Here is a 17,940-nt window from a genome sequence, read left to right as displayed (position 1 = left end):
GGGCCGGGGACTTCGGTGCTTTCAGCTTCTCAGTTCGTTCTGTCATGACCATTAGTGTCACTCCTTCAAATAGATCCGCAACCCCTTACACAGACCATCTGACACCCTCTCATGCTGATCTCTACTTTCAGTAACGCCCCATTTTAAGAGGGCCCACTGTCCGAGATATCCGCAGCAGCTCAAAGACCCCGCCAAGGACAAGGCCCTCAAGTACGGGCAGACCTACCCCCACAAAAGTCCAGTGTGGAAGGGCTACTACGCCCTGCGCAACACCGTCGAGTCCCAGAACGCGTTTATCAAGGACTCCGCAACCGAAGACATCGCCTCCCCCATGAAACGGCGCGCCCGCGGCAACACCTTCGCATCGCTGGCCGTGACACTCGCACTCGTCTCAGCCAACATCCGAAAGATTTTGACGTTCATTCAGAGCGAGCTCGCCCGAGTACCCCTCACCACGAAGAACAAGTCCTTCGCGAGCACGTACTACTCCAGCGCTGACACGGCTTCGGTGACGCCACCCACCGACACGGCGCCGTCACCACCACCGAGCTAAGCCGCCCGGTCGTCAACAATTCCGTTACCTGCAGCAAAAGTCGCTTCGCCCTGCCAAAAACAGGGCGAAGCAGTGTTTAACCGCCGATCACGCCCGGATCACAGCGTTTCTCGGGGCTAGCACTCTCGGAATCGGCGCTTTAATGCCAAAAACCGGCGATCCGATCGCCGGTTTTTTGTTGCCGCAGGAATTTCGTAAACTAAACGCCGGAATTACGTAAACTCCTCAGTTCCCGGGACAGTCGAGATGAACTCCCGTTTCCCGTCCCCGTCGAGCATGTGATTGCGGATGTGCTCGGTTCGAGCGTCTGGGTCAACGGTCGTGGTCTTCTTCCACGCCCGCATCCGAACGGCCCTCAGACCGCGGCCGGTAAGGATCGTCCCGACCGTACCGCGGGCGATGCTGACGCCTTCCTGACCGAGAATGGTGGTGATCTGGTCCCGGCCGGCCATGCCCTTCTCACGCTCGTAGACCCGCACCACGTGCGCGTCCAGCACGGCGTGCCGCACCTGCGTCGGCGTCGGAACGACCGGTCGCAGCGAGCGGTAGAACGATGCCCGTGAGACCTTCAGCCTGCGGCACATCCAGTCAATAGGAAAAGAGGCCTTCTCCGCCAAGATAAACACGAAATAGTCGTTTATCGTTGCTTCGCGGCGAAGAAGGCGCTGACTTTTCCCAGGAATTCGATCTCCCTTTTCAACTCAGCATTCTCCGCCTGCAGTGCCTTGTATTTGGCCCACTCGACCGGGCCTGGCTCGGCAGCACCAGCCTCGGGGTGTTCCTCTTTCCAGAGGCGCACCCAGTTGCCCAGCGTCCCCTCGACGACACCGATCTCGGGGGCGACTTGCGCGACCGGCCGGCCCGATGAGATCACCAGCTCCACGGCCTCAGCACGGAACTCGGCATTGAACTTTCGACGATTAGTCACGAAACAGATTCTCCTTACCTCCGTCTCAATTCACCATACGGGCGCAGAGACGATTAGGACACAGATCTGAAACACACGCGATTCGCAACGATCCCTAGAAACTGCCCCTCTGCGACGCGTTCGATTGATTCGCTGGCGGCTCCCGGCATGATGTAGCCGATTCCAAAGTTGCTGGCCGCTCTCGCGACGGCACGCTCTGCTTCAGGATCAGCTATTCGACCGAAGCTACAGGGCGCGAGCATGAATGGCATGGCCACCTCACGACCCAGGAGCGTCGTACTTAGATCTGGAAATGACGCGTCCTCAAGGTTCCGAGGGATCAGCTTGATGCGGTTGAGGTCGGCGCGGTTCGCCGCCAGGGTTGTCTCTTCGCCGTGACCGCCTTCGATGACCTCGAATATCGCACGAGGCAACCGATGCCGGGCAATCGTACGTACATCTTCGACGTTGAGGGCCTGCCTAATACTGGTCAAAACTTCTCCAATCGACGGCAGTGAGGCGACTCGCCTCCACCGGGCCGAGGCTCATGATCTCCGGCGAGATCGCAGATGCCGCGGTTGACGGATGCGCGCGAGCGGCCTGACGCCGAGCGAGAGAAAATCGTCGCCATCGCAGCCACGAATGCCTGTGAGTGGACCCCTAAATGCCCGGCCAATCGGCGAGCGAGCCGCCAAGACGCTGACTGACTCAGGCATTCAGCGCACTTAGGCCACTGATGAGTTCGCGCGCCATGAGCATCTGTCGCAGGTAGAAGTGCAATCCCATTTCCCAGGTGAAGCCGAGGCCACCGTGACTCTGGATGACCCCCTCAGCGGCTTGAATGCTGCGGTCGACGGCGAAGAGCGCGTTGCGGAAGGCGTTTTGCTCCTCGAAGCTTGCGCTGATGACCGCGGTCTCGGCGAGTTCCACGTCAATGAGGGCGTTGGCAAGAATGTGCTTGACGGCCTGGAAGGATCCAATCGGTTTTCCGAACTGCTGGCGCTCCTTGACAAAGGCGACCCCTTCGGCGAGCAGGCGCTTGGCGGCCCCGGATGCCTCGGCCGCAAGTACGACCGCATACTCTCGGGCGGCGGCCGGTGATAACGCGCTGGCCACCGGCCCCTCGATGGCGCGGTTCATGAGCCCGAGTTCGTCGTCGGAGCCTGGCGGCACTGCGATGAGTTCGTCGGCGCCGCGCCCGAGTCCGAGGGCGATCGTGATGCCGTCGACGTGCCCGAACGGGATGTAGGAGTACCCCCTTGGCGAACTCGGGTTCGGAAGCGCGACGGTGACCGGCCCATCCGACTCCCGTGCCCGCTGCGAGTGGCGCTTGGCCATGATGCTCGGAATGAACGGCAAGGGAATGCACGTCTCACCCCAGACGCGCGCCACCTCCACGAGGTCGCGAAGGGTCGCACCCTCGCCGTCCTCGAGAACGCCTATCAGATCCCAGCCGCCGTCGGCCAGCGCGGTCCACGACAGTGGCGACTCTGTCTCGGCGAAAGTCGAGATGTTGCTGCGGCGGGCCGCCTGCATCGTGATCTCACGGATGGACTCAGCGGCAAGCTCGCCGATCTCATTCGGAATGGTCGTGCTGATGGATGAGTTCATCGCGGTAGCCCCAATACGCGTTCGGCAATGATGTTGCGTTGGATCTCGTTCGTTCCGGAATAGATGCTCGCGGCCCTGGACTCCAGGTACTGGTAGCGCCAATGTTCGCGGTCCGCCGGCACCAGGGCCCGCAGGCCCGCACTGGTGACGTCTTGCCAAAGCTCGCTCCACATCACCTTGAGCACCGAGATGGAGCGCCAGAACTTCTCGTTCGGCACCACCTCGTTGTCGACGACCTTCGAGAGCTGCCAGCGCAGCAGTTCGGTACGGATGTCGAGTTCATTGAGTTCAGCCGCGAGTTCCGGGCGGTCGGAGCACGACGACAGCAGCAGGTCGAGGTCGGCGCGGATTTCGACGTAGCGGGTGGCGGTCTCGGTGCCACCGCGCTCGTCGGTGAGCACCTTCATGGCGACCTTCCAGCCATCGACTTCGCCGCCGACGAGATCCGAGTCGGGGACAAAAACATCTTCGAACTGCACCTCGGCGAAGTGCACGGCACCGGAGATCTGACGAATGTCACTCACCGTGATTCCGGGCTGCCGCATGTCGAGCAGAAACATGCCCAGGTTCTTGTGGCGCGGTGCGTCCGCATCCGTCTGGGCGAGCAGGATGGCGCGGTGGGCGTGCTGTACAAAGCTCGTCCAGATCTTGCGCCCGGTAATTCGGTAACCACCATCGACCTTCACCGCCCTGGTGGTCACTCCCGCGAGGTCTGACCCGGCGTGCGGCTCCGAGAATCCCTGGCACCAGATCTCATCGCCGTTGAGGATCGGTCGCAGGTACTTCTCCTGCTGCTCGTCGGTGCCATTGGCGATGAGCATCGGAGCGGTGAGGATCTTGCCGATGCGCGCGAGTCCGTCCGGGGCCTGGGCCTTCGCAGCGAGCACGTGAAAGGTGACTTCCTCCGCCAGCCCGAGCCCGGCGCCGCCAAATTCCCGCGGAAGTCCGAGCCCGGCGAAGCCACCGTCCCATAGTCGGCGATCCCAGTCGCGTCGAAATTCATCCGACTCTTCATTGCTTAGGGAACCGCGGCTGTCTCGCCAGCGCACCGGAACGTTCTCCTGTAGCCAAGCTTCTGCCCTGGCGGCGAAGGCTTCGATGCTCTCGGTCGCGCGCGCGGTGGTTTCAGTCATTATTACCTCATAATCTTCAAACAAACGCTTGATAGATTCTTGCACATAGGTGACATCCGGCACTACCTGTGATCGCGCCCGATCGCGTTGTCATGACGCTCTGCTGGCCCGCTCGAGAAGATCGAACCTCCGGATCTGGCCGGTCAGTTTCCTTGGCATCGATTCGAGGATGACGACGCGCGCCAGCACTTTGGCCGGCGCCAGCTGCTGGGTCAGACTGTGCCCGAAGTATAAGCGCACACGGGGGAACAGATTCCACGAGTCATCCTTGATCTGGGAAGGCGAGGATGTTGCGCCGTTGCCCACCACACCGGCTCGCCCGCGGGATCGTTCCCGCAGGCGAATTGGTGTCTGGCCCAGTTCCCGTCAGTCGAGGTTAACTACTTCTGGGGCGGGGGCTGCCACTTGAGCAGTCGGCGCTCCGTCATCTCCGTCAGCATGTTGAGGGCCGCGGCGATGACCATCATCACTAGGACGATGGAGTAGACGGTCGAGAGGTCGAAGACGCCGGCGGCGCGCGCGATCATCTGTCCGATGCCACTTTCCGAGGCGATGAGTTCTGAGGTCACGACACCGAGCATCGAGTAGATGAGCCCAAGGCGCATGCCCGCGAGGATTGAGGGCACTGCAGATGGGAGCACGACCTTGGTGACGATGTCGAACTTGCTAGCACCCAGGGCCAACATGAGCCGCAGGGACTCGGGGTCAGCCGAGGTGGCGCCGGCCTGGGCGTTGAGAACCATGATAAAGACGACGATGGTGAACGCGAGGGCAACCTTGCCTTCTATGTCCATGCCGAACAGGATGATGAAGACAGGAGCGAGCGCGACGCGAGGCGTGGCGTTTAGCGCGCTGATGAAGGGAGCGAGAACGCGACGCGTTCTTGGCAGAAGGCCCAAGAATAGCCCGATCGGGATACCCACGATCGACGACAGAGCGAGCGCGATGACAACGGCGCTCATGGTGGACCACAGGTTGGGCCACAATTCGGAACCCGTGAAGAGTTCGACGAGCCTTTCCCCGACGAGCGCCGGACTCTGCACGATGATGGGTTTGCCCAGCTCGAACACGTGAGTGAGCTGCCACAATACGAGCACGCCGACGATGACACCGATCTGCCAGAGAATGGTCACTCCACGGGACATTTCACCCTTCGCCACGCGACCCTGCCGCGCCTTAGCCAGAGCGCTGCCCGAAGGGGGTGGGCCGGCGGCAGCGCCTGCTCTTTCGGTGTGGATGTCTGTTGTCACAGTCGCCTCCCGTGCCTGGTGATTCTGGTCCTAGTCAATCAACTATGCGCAGACCGGGGACGTCGAGTATTCGATTACCCCGGTCACGCTCAGCGAGGGTCGGCTGCCGAGCAGCCGCTGTCGACGTGCCCTGTGAAGTCAGGCTGCACTACGCCTACCTCGCCGAGGGCGTTATACGCCTCCTTGGAGATAGCCGCAGCCGGGAAGGTAGGGCTGTACTGCTTCCAGAATGCCGCGCCGATCTTGCTGTCGACCGCGAGCGAGGTTGCGAAGAACTCGCCCATCGCCTTGGTGTTGGCCTCGTCGTTGGCGAAGTCGTACGCGTCCCAGACGGCCTTGCAGACAGCCTGAACAACCTCGGGGTTCTTCTCGGCGTAGTCGCAGGTCGTCGCAAACACGTGCTGGATGTACTGGCCCATGACACCGTCGCTGTCGCCACCAACGAAATTGGTGAGCTTGGTGTACTCGTCTGCCGCGTAGATCTGCAGCTGTGGTGCGAATGACCAGGTCGCGTCGACCTGACCCTCCTGGAATGCGGCAACGGCCGACGCTACTCCACCGGTCGCAACGAAGGTCACGTCTCCGGGCTTGAGGCCAGCTTCAACGAGAACGTTGGTCGCGAGTGTCTCGCCGAGGGTTCCCAGCGCCGAGACACCGATGCGCTTTCCCTTGAGACCCAGAAGGTTCTCCGGGTAGCTCTCGAAATCGTCGAGCTTGAGTTCCGGCTTCGCGATGAATTCGTAAATGTTCCGCTCGCCAGCCGTGAGGAAACGGAAGCACTCCCCTTGCTCGATGAGCGGCTGGGCGACCATAGTGGTCAATGAGCCGAATTGTGCGCTGCCGTTGACGAGCGCTGCACCGATCTCCTTGCCGGAGACCACACTGTAGGTCTTGTCCAGCTTGACGCCACGGTCTTCGGCGAAGCCATTCTCGAAGGCAAGCCGTTCCATTCCGCTTGCGGGCCCGCTGCCGAAGATCGCGATGGATACCGGGTCGGGATTAGTGAGCGTGCCGGAGACGGCATCCTCAGTGGATTCGGAGGGGGCCTCTCCTGCTGCGGCACATCCAGACAACGCGAAGAGCGCTACAAGGGCTGCCGCGCCGATCATTTTTGCATGACGCATGTGTTTCGATCTCCTTTGATTTATCGCGGCACCGCGCGCTCTCAACATTTAGCCATACGACACTAAATCTGTCAACCGTTTGTTCGGTGTCATTCATTTCAGTGCATTGCATTGGGAATCGAACGCGGATCCAGCTTGATATCGACGATGGTCGGCAGTCCGCTGAGCGACAGCCCGTCCAACACCGCCCCCAGCTCATCGAGCGTGGCAACCGTGCGACCACTGCCGCCGAGTGCGATACCAACCGGCGCGAAATCCGCCCAGCCGAGGAGCGACAGGTCCGGGTCCATATTGCGGGCCTCGAACTGCACATATTCGGCACCGTATCCCCCGTCGTTCAGAATGACGACGGTGAGATTGAGCCCGTGGCGCACGGCGCTGTTGAACTCGGTAAGTCCGCCGAGCATGAACCCGCCGTCGCCCGTCACGAGAACCACAGGCAGGTCCGGTTCCGCCATGGCCGCCCCTAGGGCGTGCCCCATGCCGTTGCCGATGGCTCCGAAGCTCACAGTCGTCACGAGATGGCGCGGATGCTTCACATGGAGTCCCTGCCAGGCCAGTGGCATGAACCGCCCGCCGTCGGTCACGATGACGCAGTCATCCGGCAGCCGCTCATCGAGCATGTCGTACACGCGCCGAATCGGCAAGGCGATGTCGGCGGGGGCACTCGGTGCGGCACGACTGCTCGCGACCGTCGCAGCGGCCGAACTCAGCTGCATTCGGTCACGGAAGCCCGTTGGCTCGATCTCGCCCTCGTCCAGCCACTCGACAATCGCCTCAGCGGTCAACGCCGCGTCGCCGGTGACGACGACAAGATTCGGGGAAGAACTCTGGGTGCGCCCGGGATCTCGATCGCACACGATCACCGTCTTTCCGACGAGATAGCTCTCCTCCGCCGTCGTGAAGTGATTGAGGCTTGCCCCGAAGGCGATGATGCAGTCGCTCGCGATGATCGCACTCACGGTCGCGTCCGTCGACAGCGTGCCAAACACGCCGAGGTCGAAAGGCTCGCCAGCGAAGAGGTCCTTGCCACCGATCGTCGTCGCGAGCGGTGCGCCAATTCTTTCCGCGAGGCGCACCAGTTGACGCCTCGCCGCTGCGGAGCTCGCCCCCCTGCCTGCCAGTACGATGGGACGCCGCGCTGAGGCGAGTGCCCCGACAGCCTCATTGAGTGCGCTGGCGGAGGGCACGGCTTCCGTCTCGACAACCGCCGACGGATACGGCCCACCCCACGCAACATCACGCCAGATGAAATCGATGGGCACGTTGAGTACGACCGGGCGCCGTTCAATGGTCGCTTGCCGGAACGCCGCCCGTACGTCTTCGAGCCAGGTGCGCTCGCTCCGAAGCTCGACGAAGCCAGCGCCCGTCGAGCGGGCGACCTCGCGCTGCTCGATGTTCTGCAGGTTGCGCCTATCCTCCCGCGCGGTATCACCCGCGATGAGCACGATCGGAGTTCGGCTTCGCACCCCCTCAACCAGTGCCGTCATGGTGTTCGTGAACGCCGGACCATGCGTGACCGTCGCAACGCCCACTCTCCCGGAGACCCGGGCATAGCCGATTGCCGCCAGCACCGAATTCGCTTCGTGGGCCACCGAGAGGTATGTGCCTCCGAATTCCCGGGTGTAGCTGTCGACCATGAAGAGGTTGCCGTCGCCGATGAGTCCGAACATGACATCGGTGCCGCTTTCGACCAGGTAACGGGCCAGCGCCTGATGCAGCTTCAGAGTGCCGCTGGCCGGCGACACGCCCAAGGTAACTCCGCGCTCCCCCAACGGACTCAGCCCACGTCCTGCAAGAGGTGGTGCAGCTGGCGCTCAAGCGCCCGGAACTCGTCGGTGAACGGAAGCTCTGCTGGATCGCGTGGCCGCGCGAACGGCAGGGTAACGTCGGCGGCCACCTTGCCGCCCGCACCCATTACGACGACCCGATCGCCCATAAGCAGGGCCTCCGTTAGGTCGTGCGTGACGAAGACGACGGCGCTTCGCTCGCGCTCCCACATCTCGAGGAACTCACCGCGCACTGACTCCCTGGTCTGGGCATCGAGGGCGGCGAAGGGCTCATCCATGAGAACCAGCTGGGGAGCCAGCGCCCACGTGCGTGCGAGGGCGACGCGCTGGCGCATTCCCTGCGACAGCTGCCAGGGGTAGAGCCCGCCGGCGTGGGAGAGCCCGAGCAGGGCGAGCAGGGCCGTCGCCTTCTGGCGTCGTTCGGAACGCGGGATACGGCGCACCTCGAGTCCGAGCTCAACGTTCTCAATGGCAGTGCGGAAGGGCAGGAGCGCATCCCGGGCGAACATATAGCCGAGCTTTGCCCTGGCCGCCCGCGGTGGGGAGCCGACGACCGTGATCTCGCCGGAGTCCGCTTCGACGAGCCCTGCGAGAAGGTTCAGCACCGTGGTCTTGCCGCAGCCACTGCGCCCGATGAGTACGAGGAATTCACCCGGTCGCGTCTCGATGGAGAACTTGTCGAGAACGGTGCGCGAAGCCCCGTCTGGGGACGTGAAGGAAACCGTCACGTCTGTGACGGAAATGCCTCCCGGCTCAGGACCACTTCCGACCTGAATCTGGTTGCCGATCGCTGTGCTCATCATCGAACCCTTCTTCCCTGTTCTGTCCGCCTGCGCCACGCGCTCGACGGGTGGGTCCATACATTGGAATCACATCGCGTCATTCCTCGCTCGAGCCATACTGCGAGATCGAAGTTCCGGACGTTGCCGGAGAGACCGAAGTCAACATGCATATCCACGTAACTGCCCGACCACACCGTCATGACTTGTTCCTGCTTTCTCCGCGCACCGTAGTTACCCTCTAAAGTCGAGGACAAATTTGCCGGCGGCGTCGCCGCTCGCGAGCGCCGAAAGGGACTCGACCACCTGCCGGGGCCCGATGACGGTGGAATCGAGAGTCCCGATCCGTCCTGCTTCGAACTCCGCTACGACCCGAACAAGTCCGGCATGAAACTGGTCCGGGCGCTTCTCGCGGAGCCCGCCCCAGTAGACGCCAACGATGTCGCACCCTTTGAGCAGGGCCCGATTCACCGCTAGGGTAGGGATCTCGCCCGACGCGAAGCCCAGGACGAGAACCCGGCCTCCCCAGGCTATGCAGCGCAGGGAAGCGGCAAACGCATCTCCACCTACCGGGTCGCAGACCACGTCGACGCCCGCCCCGTTCGTGAGCAATTTCACCGCGTGCACAAGATCATCTTCGTGGTGTTGGATAACGTAATCGGCACCCTTGGCGCGCGCAAGTTGGCCCTTCCGGGCGGAACCCACCGAGGCGATGACCGTTGCGCCCAGCGACTTGGCCACGTCGATGCAGGCCAACCCGACACCACCGCCGGCCCCGTGCACGAGTACCGTCTCACCAGAGCGGAGATTGGCGCGCTCGACGAGAGCATGCCAAGCGGTGCCGTAGACGATGGGAAATGCGGCCGCTTCGAGGGTAGACATGGAGTCGGGGATGCGCGCGACATTGACAGCATCTGTCACGACTTCGTCGGCGAGCGCGTCCTGCAGTGGAGTCGAGAGCACGCGATCCCCGACTCTGACGCCGAAGACATCCGTTCCGACCTCGAGCACGGTGCCCGCACATTCCGAGCCCGGCACGAAGGGGGTGTCACGCTTCGTCTGGTAGCGTCCGGCGATGACGAGGGTATCGGCGAACCCGATGCCCACCGCATCGACCGCGATTCGCACGGTGCCCGGTGTGATGCGTGGGCTCTCGATGTTGGTCAGCAACAGATTCTCAACGGGGCCGGTCTTAGCGACGACGAACGCCCTCATCGCGATACCGCCCGGGACACGACTAGACCCTCGGCTTCGGCGTCCCAACAACCATCGATCGGGTCAGAGCGCAAGTCCATCTTCTGGATCTTGCCGGTCGATGTCTTAGGCAAATCCTGGCGCTGCACCCGAAGGTAGCGCGGCACCATGTAGGCCGGCAACTGCCCGGCCAGGAACAGCCACAGCTCGCGCTCGCCTACCTGCGTTGTGTCGGATGTCACGGCGACCACCTTGATCTCATCGTCCCCCATGGGCGACGGCACCGCGACGGCGGCACACTCAGTGATCGACGGATGCCGGTTGACCGCCATCTCCAGTTCCCAGGCCGAGACGTTCTCGCCCCGCCGGCGAATCACATCCTTAAGTCGATCTTTGAAGTAGAAATTTCCCTCCGCATCCCTGGTCAGCAGGTCGCCCGTGTGCATCCACTGATTTCGCCAGGAGGCGGCGGTCGCCTCGGGGTTCCCCCAGTAGCCCAAGCCGAGCTCCCACGGCTCGTCACTGCGCAGAACAAGTTCTCCCGGCTCGCCGATGGGAACTTCCTCGTCGTTCTCGTCGACGAGTCGAACCTGCATGCCTGGCCTCGGTCGTCCGCACGAGGAACCGTTTGCCAGCGCGAAGCCGGAGAACAGCGGAGTGCTCGCTTCCGTCAAGTTGAAGAGGGTGGCGACTCTCGCGAGTCCGAATCGTTGCTTGAACGCGTCGATATCGGTCGGTAGGGGGCTCATGAATACGTGCTCGAGCGTATTCATCGCGTCGTCAGGTGATGGCGGGTTGGCGAGGAGATAGCTCGACATGGTGGAGATGATCAGCGTCGTCGTGGCACGGAAATATGCGACGTCTGCCCAGAACTGGGTTCGACTGAATTTCTCGCGAATAGCCATCGTGCAGCCCGCGATGAGAACCGTCCCCAGAGTGTGTGGCAACCCAGTGTGGAACATCGAAAGGAACATGTAGAAGACATCGTCGGGCTCGCACTCGAGTCCCAATGGCCGCGCCGTTGCATAGGCGTGGCCGTAACCGTACATGACGCCCTTCGAGGGGCCAGTAGTGCCCGATGTATAGAGGATCGCCATGACATCCCTGTGAGTGACGACCGAAGGCAGGTCGGACGAGTCGCCGTCGGCGAGCACCGCCCAGGCTTCGACAGCCCAGGCGTCGGGAACCACCACGGATGTCGCGGCCCCGTGAACGAATAATCGGTCAAGATCGGGCAGCCCATCGGCGATCGCGACCCACCGCTCGACGTAGGTCGACTCGAGCACCGCGACGCGGCATCCGGTCTCCACCGCCTGGTTCTGAAGCATGACTCCGAGATACGCCTCGTTAAAGGGCACCGGAATGGCGCCGAGCTTGCAGATCCCGAACCACGTCAGGATGAAATCGATGCCGTTCGGCATCATGACGGCGACGCGGTCGCGGCGGTGTACGCCAGCGGCGATCAGGGAGTGGGCGATGGTGTTGCTTATCGCGTGCGCTTCCGCGTAGGTGAGCGATCGCGCGCGCGTGACGAGAAATGTCTTGTCGGGGGTGTCTGTTGCGCGGTAGGCGAGAATCTCGTGAAATACCCTGATCGGCGGCTCGATCATCCTGCTACCCGGTGTTCTGCTAGCAGGTCGCGCGTCAGGCCCGCCCCGGGAACGGTTTCGAAAAATGTGACAGCGTCACGTTGTTCGCTACGCATTAGCCCGAGCGATTCCGCGAATCGTGCGTAGGCTACGGCCCGACCGATCACCCAACCGAGCCACATCGGCCCCGGCGGCTCGCGGGTGAGCACGGCACTGAGCTGTGTGGCGGTCTGCCCAGCCCCGCTGCCAGCGACCAACAGTCGCGTCAGCGACGCCTCATGTCGGTCGATGATTCGGTCGATGGCAGCGTCGAGGCCGGTGAAGACATCTTCATGTCCCGGTAGGACGAGCACATCAGCCTTGATTCCACGCAATCGTCCGAGCGAGCGAACATAGACGTGAAGCGGATTCGCCCCCGGTGCGGCACCGGACACAGAGACGTTAGGGAGCATCTGGCTGCTGATCTGGTCGCCGCAGATCACCACGTCGTCGGCGATCAGAACGGCGGTAGCCGGCGAGTGTCCGCCAAGAATGCGAACGATGAAGCAACGCCCCGCCAGGTACAGCTCGTCGCCATCGGCGATCGTCTGAACATGCTTCGGAAGCGATGAGATCATCGACATGTGCGGAAAGCCAGTCGCGATCCATTCGCGAGCCAACTGAGGGTCGGCGCCGTGCGCCGCGAGAAATTGAATTTCGCTCTCGGCGCGTTCGTTGGCGGGGAGGTTGAGCAGGTCGTGGGCGGCCGCGAACTCACCCGCAGTGATGATCACCGTTGCCCCCGTTTTCTCCGCGAGATGTCCAGCGAGTCCGAGGTGGTCGTTATGCCAATGCGTGGCGACGATGCGTTTGATGTCCACGCTGGCTAGCGGGCCTTTCAGCAGCCGATCCCAGATCTCAGTACTCATGGCGTCGTCGATCCCTGTATCTATGAGCACAGCGTCGTTGTCGTCTCCGAGCAGATAACAGTTGACCGAGAAGGGCTCGTAGGGCAACGGCATCCGAATCAGACGGATTCCGGGTGCGATTGGCTCGATCTTCGGCACGACGCACACCGGCTCGTCCGATAGCTCTGCAGGTAACATCGGGAGCCTTCCTCAGTTCGTTCGCTTTATCGAGAACCGGATTCAGTCTGTTTTGGTGCCGGGGAATGGGTGCGTTCGGCATTCGTAGCGACCGGTAGGCCGACGACGGCCTGATGTTAGACGGTCAGCTTGGTCATCGAGCCGAAGTAGGCCTCCTCGGCCAGACTTTCGAAGTTTGGATCGGTGCGTGAGCCCGTGAGCTGTACGCGACCATCCCGTACCACCACCACAGAGTCGCACGTGGCAACGGCGCGGGCCAACAATTGCTCGAGCAGCACCACGGTCATTCCGGCGCGAGCAAGGTCAGCGATGCGCGCGTAGACTTCGTCGACCAGCGTTGGAGCAAGCCCGAGCGCCGGCTCGTCGAGGATGATTACGTCGGGCTTCGCCATCAGTGCTCGTGCGATAGCGACCATCTGCTGTTCGCCGCCACTCAGTGCGCCGGCGGACGCACCCATCCGACTCGCCACGCGATCTGGGAGCCAGCTGCTCCAGCGTTCGAGCTGCGCTTTGATCTCAGTTCGGGACAGACCGGCCGCGTAGCCCGCGACCTCGAGGTTCTCTGTTACCGAGAGCGAATTGAACAGAGCCCGTCCTTCTGGCACGAGGCTGATGCGCAGAGTCTTACCGTCACCAGCGACGATGCGGTCGCCCGACACCGGGCTCAGAAGGCCATGGATCAGTTTGCCCGTCGTACTCTTTCCCGCTCCGTTCGCTCCGACAATGCCATTGATTCGCCCGGACTTGATACCGATGTGGAGGCTCTCGACCGCGATCACGCTGCCGTAGCTGTAGGACACGTTGTTCAGGGTGATCAGATCGCTGGCTTCTTCCCTCTGGTCGCTCTCCTTCTCGTCTCGCACGTCGCCTCCACCCAGATAGGCCGCGCGCACGCGTTCGTCATTGAGCACCTCTGTTGGGGATCCAGCTGCGAGAATCGTGCCGAAATCGAACGCTATGAACCTATCGGCAACGGCACGAAGGTCATCGAGCACGTGGTCGATGACGACCATTGTCAGCCCGCTGTCGCTCAGCCGCTTGATCGTGGAGATCATCACCGAACGTTCGTGGTCGTCGAGGCCACCGAAAGGTTCGTCCATGAGAAGCAACTGCGGTGCGCTGAAGAGAGCTCTCGCGAGGTCGACCCGCTTCCTCATCCCAAATGGTAGGTCTCCTGGAAAACTGTTGGCGACATCGAGGAGGTCGAGGTCCGCGAGAAGCGACCACGCGGCCTTGATCTGCGCATCGTTCAGCCGACGCATGCTGCCGAACACGTTCTGTAGAACCGTCAGGTCGGAGAACAACTCGGCGTGCTGAAATGTACGCGCGATCCCGAGCCGATGCCGATGTGTAGCGCGACCCACAGGAAGTTGGGCTCCCTTATATTCAATGCGGCCGGAAATGGAGCGCTTGGGTAGCAGCCCGGACAACACGTTCATAAATGTGGTCTTGCCGGCTCCATTGGGCCCAATCACGCAGACCACTTCGCCCGCCATGATCGCGAGATCAATCTTCTCCAGCGCACGGAGGCCGCCGAACCTTACCTCGAGACCATCGACAAGAAGTAGCGGTGCGCCTGCCGACTCGGTGGACAGCATCGCGGGAACTGTTCCTCCCTCGCGTATGCGCATCGTATCTTGGTGCGCGATGCGAAACAGCTTGCGCAAGCCCGTGGCAATCGGTGCCGCCACCCCTTTGGGCAGGAGGATCAGAGCCACGATGAGAATGACGCCTTGAAGGATCGGCTGGCTCACGTGGATTGCTCCCGCAAGGGTCGGCGACCATGCGAGGAACACTCCGCCGATGAGCGAGCCGACGATCAGTCCCGTTCCTCCGACGACCGTCGCTGCGATGAGGTCGATGCCGAACGACAACGATGCGGTTTCCGAGCTGACGAATCCTCCCAGCAGCGCGTACAGCACACCACCGAAACCTGCGAGGGCCGCACTGGCGGCGAAGGCGATCGTTGTCTGCGCTTCGGGTGAGACCCCGATTGAGCGAGATGCCAGACCGTGTGACTTGGCCGCACTGATTCGTAACCTGGAGGTCGATCGGCGAACGAGCACCACGCCGGCGCTGGCCAAGCCGAGCGCGCCGATCACAACGTACTCGGCCACGGGGCCGCCAGCTGGAATCGAGAAGAGGCCCGTCGCGCTGGCCAGAGTTAGCACGGGTACGCCCTCGTCGCCTCCGGTGACAGCTGTCCAATGCTCGATGATTTCGAGAACGACCAGGTTGAACGCCAGTGTCAGCAACGCGATGTACAGCGTGGAGAAGCGAGATCCTGCGAAGCCAAGGAAGGCACCGCAGGCCGCGCTGACCACGATCGATACCAGGATGGTGAATTCCAAGTTCCACCCGTGGGAGCTGCCGAAAGCAGCGGTATACGCACCTATAGCGACCATTGCCGGTTGACCAACTGACCACACCCCAGCCCAACCAGCCAAGAGACTAACAGAGAGCACGATGACCGCGTAAACACACGCGAGCGAGAGCGTGTAGGTCATGTAGCCGGGTACTACGCCACTCGACACAAGCAGGATACCCAGAAGTGCAACGATGGGGCCCGAAATTACGCGCACCCAGGTCGGGATGATGCGCTCACGTACAGGAATCACGCTCTGATCACACTCTCTGGAAGCTTCGCTGGCCGAAAAGCCCTTGCGGGCGGATGAGGAGCATCACGATGACGATGCCGAAAACGAATGTGTCACGAAAGCTGGCAGACACGTAGGACGCCGCGACGTTGTCCAGCACGCCGATCACCAGTCCGCCTATTACGGCTCCAGACATGCTTGTGAGGCCACCGAGGAAGATGCCGGCCATGGCCCGAAAGAGCGCAGCCGTCAACACGGTCGGTGTCAGGCCACCCCGTGAGGCATACAGCACCGCCGCTACGCCGGCCAGCAGGCATCCGATCGCCCACGCGATCCGAGCTACGCGACCGGACTTGATTCCGATGATATCTGCGGCACTTGCCGACTCGGCCGACGCCCGCATCGCAGTCCCGATGTGGGTTCGAGTGAACAAGAGGCTAACAAGAACCATGGCGATGCCGGCGATGGCTATGTTCAGCAATTGCTGGAGATCAAGGCCAGCATTTCCGATTCGGATGCTGCCCGCGATGAGCGGCGGGAAACTCCGAGGCTGTTGGCCCCAGACGCTTCCCGCAACGCTTTCGAGGATGAGCGATAAGCCCATTGTTACCACGAGCGCACCGAACAACTGACCGCTACCCAGCGGACGGATAATGGTTTCCCTCACTAGGATGCCGCCAAGAGCCACAACGGTGACTCCGAGCACCGAAGCTATGAGGAGGCCGATCCCCAACCCCATAAACGTAGTTGCAAGGTAGACGGCGAAGATGCCGATCGATGCAGTAGCGAAGTTGAACACATCCGTTGCCCGATAAATGATCACCATCGAGAGACCGATCAATCCATACACCGCGCCGCTCGCGATCCCGCTGATTAGAACAACGGTAAGTTGATCCAATTTGTTTCCCTACGCCTTAATTCGTGCGTGTCGGTGCGTAGAATTCACCGTCGACTTCGGTGAATTTGCCATCTTTCACGACGAGTTTCAACACCTGGCGGGTACCGATATGGGTATCGGCGCTGAAGGACATGTCGGACAGCAGCCCTGTCACTACCGATGACGCGTTCGTGTAGGCATCGGAGATCGATTCCGAGGTGACGTCTCCTTGGATGGTCTTCACGACCTCACAGAATGCCTTGGCGCGCGCGAAGCCCGTTTCGGTGACGAAGTCGATCGGCTGGGTAGGGGCGTACTTGGCCATGGCCGCCTGGTACTCCTTCAGCTCCGGTGTGTTTCCGTCAGGAGCACGCACGAGCGATAGGGTATGGAACCCCTCTGCCGCGTCTCCCGCAAGTGTCAGCGTCGCCGTGGACGCGTCGGGTGCATATCCGTAGGTTTGAGAGTCGAGCCCCTGGAGCTTGGCTTCCTTGAGGTAAGCAGCGGCTTCTTCAGGACTCAGGATGAGAACCACTGCGTCGGCATTCTTCGACTGGACCTGCTGCACGACCGGGCTGTAGTCGGTCGAGTGGTACTTGACGGGAAGTAGCTCTACATTCACGCTCGAGTTGACCGACTTAGCACCTGGTGCAACATTCTTGGCTACGTTGACGAATGCATCTGGGTCTGAGTGGACGACCACGATTTTCGTGGCTTCTTCCTCGGCAGCCCAGGAACCCAGGGCTGCTCCCTGGTCTTCGTAGAGGGCCTCAACGCCGAAGAGGTTGTCGCGAGACGGCGTGTACCACGATGACGCACCGCCTGCCGTGTTAAGAATGGGCACCTTGGACTGATCGAGAACGTAAGAGAAAGCCGCTTCGCTGGTAGCTGTTCCGTAGGCGCTGACAATTGCAATGACATTGTCCTGCTGAACAAGGCTCCGAGCGATCTGGATCGTCTGTTGCGGGTCGTAGGCATTGTCCTGGGTGATCCAGTCGATCTGGTGACCGTTGCAGCCACCCGACGCGTTGATCATGTCGAAGTACGCCTGTGTACCCGCTGCCTGCGGAACACCCGAGACCGCGATCGGACCCGAAGTTGTGACCCACGCACCAATCTTGATGGTGTTTTTCGAACCGCTGTCTGCGATCGTGGGACTTGCCGAGCAGCCCGCGAGGGCTACCACCGCGGCGGCGGCAAGGACGGACAGAACTGACTTACGCATGACTCTCCTTTGAGTGGTGTCCATTCGTCTGGGTCTCGAAAGATTATGAGGGCCGCAGGACAGGGTTCAGACTACGGTGCGCTGTCTTCCTTGTCAAACAGTCGTTTGGTTCCTTGACTAGGAGCGTGAGTCAGTAACGCCTATTTCGGCTTGATGCCGCGGAATACGGGTCCATGTCTCGGCGTGGGTTGGGTGTTGCTGGCGCGGTAGCCAATGGGGGAATTGT

The 17,940-nt window shown here is 61.8% G+C and carries 16 protein-coding genes; 1 reads left to right on the top strand and 15 read right to left on the bottom strand.

Features of this window, described 5'->3' with window-relative positions:
* Window positions 1-241: 241 nt before the first annotated feature.
* A complete protein-coding gene (locus tag E3O45_RS10105) occupies window positions 242-553 on the top strand; it encodes a hypothetical protein (RefSeq protein WP_134443289.1) in 312 nt (103 codons plus the stop codon).
* A gap of 212 nt (window positions 554-765) precedes the next feature.
* On the opposite strand, the gene E3O45_RS17700 is transcribed toward E3O45_RS10105, so the two are convergent.
* The 15 genes from E3O45_RS17700 to E3O45_RS10030 form a co-directional block, all read right to left on the bottom strand.
* The gene (locus tag E3O45_RS17700) at window positions 766-1,137 is read right to left on the bottom strand and encodes a hypothetical protein (protein WP_174843080.1); all 372 of its coding nucleotides are present in this window, start codon (window positions 1,135-1,137) and stop codon (window positions 766-768) included.
* 53 nt (window positions 1,138-1,190) lie between these two features.
* Complete coding sequence (locus E3O45_RS10095; RefSeq protein WP_105035899.1) at window positions 1,191-1,481, bottom strand: transposase; 291 nt, start codon at window positions 1,479-1,481, stop codon at window positions 1,191-1,193.
* 53 nt (window positions 1,482-1,534) lie between these two features.
* Window positions 1,535-1,954, bottom strand: coding sequence for an alpha-hydroxy-acid oxidizing protein (locus E3O45_RS10090; RefSeq protein ID WP_166789456.1), 420 nt, complete (start codon window positions 1,952-1,954; stop codon window positions 1,535-1,537).
* A 214-nt stretch (window positions 1,955-2,168) separates the two neighbouring features.
* Window positions 2,169-3,071 carry an acyl-CoA dehydrogenase family protein gene (locus E3O45_RS10085; protein ID WP_134443286.1) on the bottom strand — a complete coding sequence of 301 codons (903 nt, stop codon included), beginning with the start codon at window positions 3,069-3,071 and terminating at the stop codon, window positions 2,169-2,171.
* Window positions 3,068-4,204 (bottom strand): acyl-CoA dehydrogenase family protein, encoded by a 1,137-nt coding sequence (locus E3O45_RS10080; RefSeq protein WP_134443285.1) that lies wholly within the window; start codon window positions 4,202-4,204, stop codon window positions 3,068-3,070. The genes E3O45_RS10085 and E3O45_RS10080 overlap by 4 nt, the downstream gene beginning before the upstream one ends.
* A 380-nt stretch (window positions 4,205-4,584) precedes the next feature.
* Window positions 4,585-5,454 carry an ABC transporter permease gene (locus E3O45_RS10075; RefSeq protein WP_134443284.1) on the bottom strand — a complete coding sequence of 290 codons (870 nt, stop codon included), beginning with the start codon at window positions 5,452-5,454 and terminating at the stop codon, window positions 4,585-4,587.
* A gap of 89 nt (window positions 5,455-5,543) precedes the next feature.
* The gene (locus E3O45_RS10070) at window positions 5,544-6,578 is read right to left on the bottom strand and encodes an ABC transporter substrate-binding protein (protein ID WP_166789455.1); all 1,035 of its coding nucleotides are present in this window, start codon (window positions 6,576-6,578) and stop codon (window positions 5,544-5,546) included.
* Between the two features lie 98 nt (window positions 6,579-6,676).
* On the bottom strand, window positions 6,677-8,326 hold the full coding sequence (locus tag E3O45_RS10065) for a thiamine pyrophosphate-binding protein (protein WP_134443282.1): 1,650 nt from the start codon (window positions 8,324-8,326) through the stop codon (window positions 6,677-6,679).
* A 32-nt stretch (window positions 8,327-8,358) separates the two neighbouring features.
* Window positions 8,359-9,171 carry an ABC transporter ATP-binding protein gene (locus E3O45_RS10060; protein WP_198418247.1) on the bottom strand — a complete coding sequence of 271 codons (813 nt, stop codon included), beginning with the start codon at window positions 9,169-9,171 and terminating at the stop codon, window positions 8,359-8,361.
* Window positions 9,172-9,381: 210 nt separating this feature from the next.
* A complete protein-coding gene (locus tag E3O45_RS10055; protein ID WP_134443281.1) occupies window positions 9,382-10,362 on the bottom strand; it encodes an NADPH:quinone oxidoreductase family protein in 981 nt (326 codons plus the stop codon).
* Window positions 10,359-11,951, bottom strand: a complete 1,593-nt coding sequence (locus E3O45_RS10050; protein WP_134443280.1) for an AMP-binding protein — start codon at window positions 11,949-11,951, stop codon at window positions 10,359-10,361. The genes E3O45_RS10055 and E3O45_RS10050 overlap by 4 nt, the downstream gene beginning before the upstream one ends.
* A complete protein-coding gene (locus tag E3O45_RS10045) occupies window positions 11,948-13,015 on the bottom strand; it encodes an MBL fold metallo-hydrolase (protein WP_134443279.1) in 1,068 nt (355 codons plus the stop codon). The genes E3O45_RS10050 and E3O45_RS10045 overlap by 4 nt, the downstream gene beginning before the upstream one ends.
* Window positions 13,016-13,131: 116 nt before the next feature.
* On the bottom strand, window positions 13,132-15,522 hold the full coding sequence (locus tag E3O45_RS10040) for an ATP-binding cassette domain-containing protein (RefSeq protein WP_198418246.1): 2,391 nt from the start codon (window positions 15,520-15,522) through the stop codon (window positions 13,132-13,134).
* Between the two features lie 118 nt (window positions 15,523-15,640).
* Window positions 15,641-16,510, bottom strand: coding sequence for a branched-chain amino acid ABC transporter permease (locus E3O45_RS10035; RefSeq protein WP_134443278.1), 870 nt, complete (start codon window positions 16,508-16,510; stop codon window positions 15,641-15,643).
* A 16-nt stretch (window positions 16,511-16,526) separates the two neighbouring features.
* Complete coding sequence (locus tag E3O45_RS10030; protein ID WP_134443277.1) at window positions 16,527-17,714, bottom strand: ABC transporter substrate-binding protein; 1,188 nt, start codon at window positions 17,712-17,714, stop codon at window positions 16,527-16,529.
* Window positions 17,715-17,940: the final 226 nt, after the last annotated feature.

Source organism: Cryobacterium sp. TMS1-20-1, from assembly GCF_004402355.1.
Classification (GTDB): Bacteria; Actinomycetota; Actinomycetes; order Actinomycetales; family Microbacteriaceae; genus Cryobacterium; species Cryobacterium levicorallinum.
This window is presented reverse-complemented; position numbering and strand designations above follow the sequence as displayed.